The following is a 6,463-nucleotide window of genomic DNA, read 5'->3' as shown; positions in this document are numbered from 1 at the left end:
TCGGACTGACACCCGCTCAGCTGGCTTGGACGCGGTTTTTAAATGTGCTCGATGCAATTTCAAGTGCGTGGCTTGTACCGGGCGGGGCAGATCGCTGTAATCGCTTTGCGGAACAAGCACGCAACCTCATCATGAAATTGGCGGAAGAGAATAGTAAGTTCGGGATAGATCCGAAGGAATTTTATGACAACGAATTCTTTCGGTTTGAGCTATCGAAGTCATTGGACTTACGACAAATCGTCGCTGTTCGCGAGATTTCACAAGTTGTTTTGACGTAGAGGTTTTCTTAATTCGCTGCAGAGGCCCGGGTCTCGTTCGGGACGCAGAGGTCGAAGGTTCAAATCCTTTCGCCCCGACTTTTTGCCAAATCGAGCCCTTCGGCGAGCACGTCGAAGGGCTTTCTTGTTTCGTAGCAAAGCTTTCCGTCGAGCAGGCTGTAGTTCAAACAGACGATTTCGAGAATTCAGCGGCGAACGTCGGGTTCTGCCGTAAGCCATTTGTCGCGAAGGGTTTGCGAAAGTTCAAACACTTTGAGCGCCAGGTCGGTCATTTCCTCTCGGCCTCTGTCGAGAGCTTCGAGGTTCAGCTTCAATTCGGAGATACGATCCGCGAGGTCGAGCCGCTTGTCAGCAAAGGTCTGTTCGTCGCTCTCGTCGTCCAGTCGCAGGTCAACAAGTCGCTGCTGCTGGTTCATGGCTCGGGTTAATTGACGCTGCAATTCTTGACGACGTTCAAGCGATGCCTGGCCGTCGTCGTGCGTCTTGGCTTTGAGCACGTCGACGAACCAATCTCGCACGGCAGGGTCTTGAATCTTGATGTGGTCGAAGAGTTCGAGAATCTGGCGGTCAAGTTCCTGCTCGGTCGTTCGCGTGCGTGGATGGCCGGGCGAGGTGTAGCGGGTGCAGCGGTAATAGATGTATTGTCGCTCGCCGGTGGAATCATTTGCCGGAGCGTGACACGTTGCGCAGTGGAAAAGTGGTCCCAGCGACAAAGTCGCTTCGCCACTTGCAATGTTTGAGGAACTAATGATCGTTGACCCTGGGCCGCTCCCCTGCGGCAGGTTGGCCGTCGTCGCCTGGGCGGCGATGTTGGGCACGATGACCGGCGCGAAGCCGAACATGCCGCCGCCGAAGGCGATCGAGACCGGCGGTGGTGAGCTGACTCTCGCCGGGGGCGTGTAGGGGCGCGAGAAGGTTTGCGCGGCGGTGTTGACGATCGGCCTGGCGGCCTGGGTCACGACCTGCGTGAAGTTCCGCGTTCCGCTGGAGACCGCTTGGCCGATCATCGCGCCGGCGTTTTGCAGCGGGGGACGGCCGCCGCTCGTCAGCACGTTGCCGATGTTGACTGCCGCCTGGGCGACGTGGGCGATCGTCGTCAGCGTCTGCCGCTGCTGCGGCGTGGCATTGCGATTGTTGGCCCCCGCGTTGGCCAGCGTCGCGACGAGATTGCCGATCGCCTGCGCGCCCTGCACGATGCCGGCCTGGATGTTGTTGAACGACTGGACCTGCTGCGGGGTCGCGGCCGGCTTTCCCCCCAAATTGTTCTTGGTCAGTCCGCTGGGGTCGGTGGCGTTGACGGCGTTGTTGCCGACGTAGCGGTAGAGGTTTTGCCGATCGTCGCGGATGGGGTCCTCGCTGAGGAAGCGCCCCACGCCGGGATCGTACCAGCGGCCGCTGCCGCCGCCGTCGCTGTAGTAGGCGAGCTCGACCGTCGCGTCCCACTCCTGCCCCGTGTAGCCGAAGAGCAGATCGACCGTGGGCGCGCTGTCCGAGGTGATCCGCCCGAACGAATCGAACTCGCGATGCTTTAAGATCGCGCCGGCGTTACTGGCCAGGTCGCGGACCGAGCCCTGGTGGTCCGTCAGGGCCCAGCGGACCTGCGTCCCACCCCCCGAATCGGCCTCGTCGGAGAGCAACTGGTCGACCGTCACTGGTTCGTTCCCACGGGGTGGAACTTGAACCCAGTCAGCTCCGCGTCGAGCACGCGCTGGCGGAAATCCTCCGTGACGTAGGGCCAGGCGTTGCGGAGCATTTTAGGCAGACGGAAGATGCAGGCGCCTTCGAGGGCCTCGGGACGGAATACGTGCTGGTGAATCATGAGAAAGTAATCGTGACTTTGACCATACATTACTTCCGAGGCCTCCTCATCGAGCGCATCGACGATGCTGGTGACATTGTAGGCGTAATACTTCCGTTCGGGATGGATGAGCGGAAGAAGCTCGCCGTGCGCGCGGAGCAGGTCTCCCAGCGCGTCCACGGCACACTCGTTGAAGGCAGGGACGGTGGTGTATACTCCTGTCACGTCTCCCAAAAGAAGTCCTTCTTCTTTTCCCTGGGGGGACTCGACCACCTCGACCGGCTGCCAGGTAGGAGCTAGCGGTCGCGCGGTCAAGAAAGACTCATTGAGTGCATACGCCATACGCAAATCGTCCACTCGCCAGTGAACTGAGTTGTAATGATTCGCGTCGGGGATAAGCTTATACATATTCATGGGTCATTTCCCCAATGTCTGCTGGGGCAAGATGCCCATGCTGAGATTGCCACGGATCTGCTGGAGTACGTGTAAGGCGTCCGCTTGCGTCGGAGTAGCCTGTATTAACGTATTCACTGCACCAATGTAATCGTTCGTGTGCAGCGAGGGATGATAGGCACCGATGGCCGTGCTCGTGGTCGTCTGCGGCAGGAAGACCCCGTTGGCCGGCGAATGGATGTCGATCCCCAGGCTTTCCAGGTGGATGCGCGTTAGCAAGGCATCAGGATGCGCTGCCGGCACGATATGGTGCGCCGCCGCGCCCTGGGGGATCGTCAGGCCGGCTTGAGTATAGATCTGCCCCAGGTTGTTCCGTAGATTCCCTGTCGACGCGACCGGCGAGAGCATCTGCGCCGGCGTGAAGTGCGGATTGAGAATCGGCAGCGGTGCCGGTATTGGCACGTAGTTCGTCACGCCCGGCGTGACGCTGGGCATTTTCGGCGGGGGCGTGTTTCGCGCTGCTCCGCCGAAGGCGCCGCCCAGGTCGGGCGCATAGCGCATCGGTTTTGCGAAGTCCCCCCCCACGACGATAGCGGCCAGGCTGATGCCGGCGTTGCGCGTGTCCCCTTGGAAGGTGTAGATGCCGGCGTTGATCCCGTCGGCGATGCCCGTCGGATCGAACATGCCGACGTAATCGAGCATCGCGTGAGTCACGCTCGAGGCAGTGGCCGTCATCAAGGGCTGGGCCACGGCGGCGAAGGGGACATGCCCCGACTGCAAGAGGACCGGCAACGAATTGCCGCCCCCTTCGTTGAACAGCCCGGCGATCCCGCCGCTCGAGGCCACCGTGGCGTGCGGGCCATTCCCCCAGCGGGTCACGCCGAACTCGTCGGTGAACGTGCCGGCGGGGGTGGACGGCTTCAATTGGGCATTGGCAAGTTGCTGTGCTTTTAAATCGTCAATATTGTAGAATGGCTTAAAACCTGGATAGCTTTCCTTGTTCGGAGGTGAAAAAAGTTGCAGCGTCGGCTGTGGCGTGACAGCTGCCATCACCTGCGTGGCGATGTTGGGCATGACAACAGGTGCCATTCCCATCCCGCCGCCGAAGGTCATGGATACGGGCGACGGCACGTGTGCCGGGGCAGGGTTGTATGCTACCGGCGGTACCCACATCGAAACCGGCTGGGGCGGCGTATGGGCCGGGGCCCAGGGGGTGGAGGCTTGCGAGTGCCCGGTCCACGGGGGCGCCGAGTTGAAGTTGACCGTCGTGTTCCCCATCGCACCGCTCGATCCGCCCGCGGGATAATTCACCCCCGGAATATTGAAGCCGACGCTGCCGGTGGCCGCATTGTAGTTGATGCCCACATTCTTCAAATCGATCGAGTTGATGTTTACCGCGGGCTGCGATCCAGCCGGCGCCACGCCGGTCATGGTTCCGTTGGCGCCCCATACCGGCACGAACCCGCCCATGGGATTGTTGTTGTACGAAGAACCTCCCCCCAAGTTGTTCTTGGCCAGTCCGCTGGGGTCGGTGGCGTTGACGGCGTTGTTGCCGACGTAGCGGTAGAGGTTTTGCCGATCGTCGCGGATGGGGTCCTCGCTGAGGAAGCGCCCCACGCCGGGATCGTACCAGCGGCCGCTGCCGCCGCCGTCGCTGTAGTAGGCGAGCTCGACCGTCGCGTCCCACTCCTGCCCCGTGTAGCCGAACAAGAGGTCCACGCCGGGCGCACTATCCGAGGTGATCCGCCCGAACGAATCGAACTCGCGATGCTTTAAGATCGCGCCGGCGTTACTGGCCAGGTCGCGGACCGAGCCCTGGTGGTCCGTCAGGGCCCAGCGGACCTGCGTCCCCCCCCCGAATCGGCCTCGTCGGAGAGCAACTGGTCGACGGCCGGGCCGTGCAGGTAGCGGTGCTTCACGTCGGCCGGATTGCTTCCCGCGCCGTCGGCGTCGGCCAGTTCGAGGACCACGTTCCCCCGGTCGTCGAAGAGATAGTGGGCGTACGTGGCCGCGGCCGAGCCGGCGCCGTCGGCGTCGTGCAGCCGCGCCACGCGGCGGTCGGCGTGGTCGTAGAGATACTCGACCCGCTCGAGCTCGGCCCCGGCGCTGGTGGCCTTGGTCACCACCCCGACGAGCCGATTTCTATGATCCCAACTATACTGGGTGAACTGGCCGTCGCTCTTCCGCGTCCGCGAGAGGACGTTCCCCTCGCCGTCGTAGGTGTAGGTGTGCGCGCCGTCGTCGATCAGCCGATTGTGCAGGTCGGTCTGGTACGAGGAAGCCAGGTGCGAGCCGGTGCGATTGCCCGACGCGTCGTAGGCATAATCCTCGAGCGTCTGCGCCGTGCCGCTGGTCACCCCCGTGAGTTGATCCCCCTCGTCGTAAGCGTAGTTCCGCGTGGCGGTGTTGCCCCCCTGGGTCAGCGCCTGGCTGCTGATCCGGCCGTTCGCCTCGAACGTGTAGCCGTAGGCCGTGAGGGTGGCCTCGGACGAATTGCGGTGGGTGATCCCCGTCAGCCAGCCGGCCGGGTGGTCGTAGGCATACACGCTCGAGCCGACCAGCACCGGGCTGTGCGCGGGGAGACCGGTAAAACGCTCCAGCAGCGTCATCCGACCCGCCCCGTCGTACTCGAACCGCACGCATGTCGAGTCCGCTCGTCGCCTGTCGAGCGAGCACGCCACGCCAAAACCGTTCTTTGTCGCCATCCGCCACCTCTCACTCGTGAGATGGCACCAGCATCACCGACTAAGAAAACAGAAAAAACCTGCGGACCACCGAGCGGACACTGAAAGAAAGCTGTACAAGACGGCTCCTGTTCATGCCGCTCGTGCGCGAGATGTTCCAGCACGAGGTTCGCTTCTTCATCGAGTGGTACAACGCCCACCGGCCCTACGAGACCCTTCAAGGCCGCACGCCCGACGAGGTCTACTATTATCGGCGCTTCCCGGCGAACCGTCGGCCACGCTTTGAGCCCCGCACGCGCTGGCCGCGCGACGCGCGCCAAGCACCCTCCAAGTGCGCGTCTCACCGTTTTTTCAAGGAACGTGCCACGTGGCTACGCCGACGCCGCTGCCCTGATTGTGTAAATCACTTAAATTCCAATGACAACTACCTCACGCCTGTTCACTGACGATTTTCTGGTCACTTACACCGAGTTGAAGTTGACCGTCGTGTTATATTTCCTCTGGAGGCACTATTATTGCAAATAACTCGTGCAATGGTTCATGCGACGGATCATTAAGCAACGTTTTTTTTTGCTCGGTTACGTGTCGTAACTCTAGAACACCAGCGGCTTCTCCTGGTCGCCTAATAGAAGAGACTCCATCGAGGATGGTTAGGAAGTTAAACACACACACTCGGATCGATAAGGATATCACACTATTAATTCGATTCTTTTCGTCATCCGACATATTAACATACCACTGTGACAGATCCGCAAGGGGAGGAGCCGGCCGTCGCCCTGGGGGGGATGCCAGTAGTGACATCACCCCCTTGATCGACTTCTCATACACAGAAATACGTATTCGGTCTACAAAGTCATCATTTGTCATTTCGAAAAATCCTGCGGATATAACCATTTATTTAACTGAATCAACTGCTGCAAAGCCGAGTTGGGCGCATTCGTCTTGTCCCTTAAGTTCTTGATGTCTCTAGCAAGAATGTCCCGTGCCGTGAGATCAGTATTTCCACGGAGATTTGGAATCGTCACATGCTCAGTGTTGGGAAGTACAATTGCCGGAGCGGTATAGGAATCATAGCCGGGAATCACCAGAGATAGTGGATGTGATTGGCCGACATGGTGAATGTCAAGATTGTCACCTACAGTGGAACGCTGCAGTAATGTATTATAGAAGCCAACATCGTACGCCGTAACTGGAGCAATTGGGGTAGTAGACGCCTTCGGTGGGGGCGTGTTTCGCGCCGCTCCGCCGAAGGCGCCGCCCAGGTCGGGCGCATAGCGCATCGGTTTTGCGAAGTCCCCCCCACGACGATG

The 6,463-nt window shown here is 60.5% G+C and carries 6 protein-coding genes; 1 reads left to right on the top strand and 5 read right to left on the bottom strand.

Going from position 1 to position 6,463, the window contains the following annotated elements; translation table 11 throughout:
• On the top strand, nucleotides 1–278 hold a 278-nt coding region (locus KF708_24885; protein MBX3415941.1), incomplete at its 5' end, for a hypothetical protein.
• Nucleotides 279–463: 185 nt separating this feature from the next.
• Here the strand turns inward: KF708_24885 and KF708_24880 are convergent.
• From KF708_24880 to KF708_24860, 5 genes are all read right to left on the bottom strand, one after another.
• Nucleotides 464–1,930: a hypothetical protein gene (locus KF708_24880; protein MBX3415940.1), complete on the bottom strand. Its 1,467-nt coding sequence runs from the start codon at nucleotides 1,928–1,930 to the stop codon at nucleotides 464–466.
• Nucleotides 1,927–2,418 (bottom strand): hypothetical protein, encoded by a 492-nt coding sequence (locus KF708_24875; GenBank protein ID MBX3415939.1) that lies wholly within the window; start codon nucleotides 2,416–2,418, stop codon nucleotides 1,927–1,929. Before KF708_24875 ends, KF708_24880 begins: the two co-directional genes overlap by 4 nt.
• A gap of 75 nt (nucleotides 2,419–2,493) precedes the next feature.
• Nucleotides 2,494–4,188: an AHH domain-containing protein gene (locus KF708_24870; protein ID MBX3415938.1), complete on the bottom strand. Its 1,695-nt coding sequence runs from the start codon at nucleotides 4,186–4,188 to the stop codon at nucleotides 2,494–2,496.
• Between the two features lie 107 nt (nucleotides 4,189–4,295).
• Nucleotides 4,296–5,078, bottom strand: a complete 783-nt coding sequence (locus KF708_24865) for a hypothetical protein (GenBank protein ID MBX3415937.1) — start codon at nucleotides 5,076–5,078, stop codon at nucleotides 4,296–4,298.
• Between the two features lie 938 nt (nucleotides 5,079–6,016).
• Nucleotides 6,017–6,463, bottom strand: a 447-nt coding sequence (locus KF708_24860) for a hypothetical protein (protein ID MBX3415936.1), incomplete at its 5' end; no start/stop codon positions are given.

This window comes from Pirellulales bacterium (assembly GCA_019636335.1).
Classification (GTDB): domain Bacteria; phylum Planctomycetota; class Planctomycetia; order Pirellulales; family JAEUIK01; genus JAHBXR01.
This window is presented reverse-complemented; position numbering and strand designations above follow the sequence as displayed.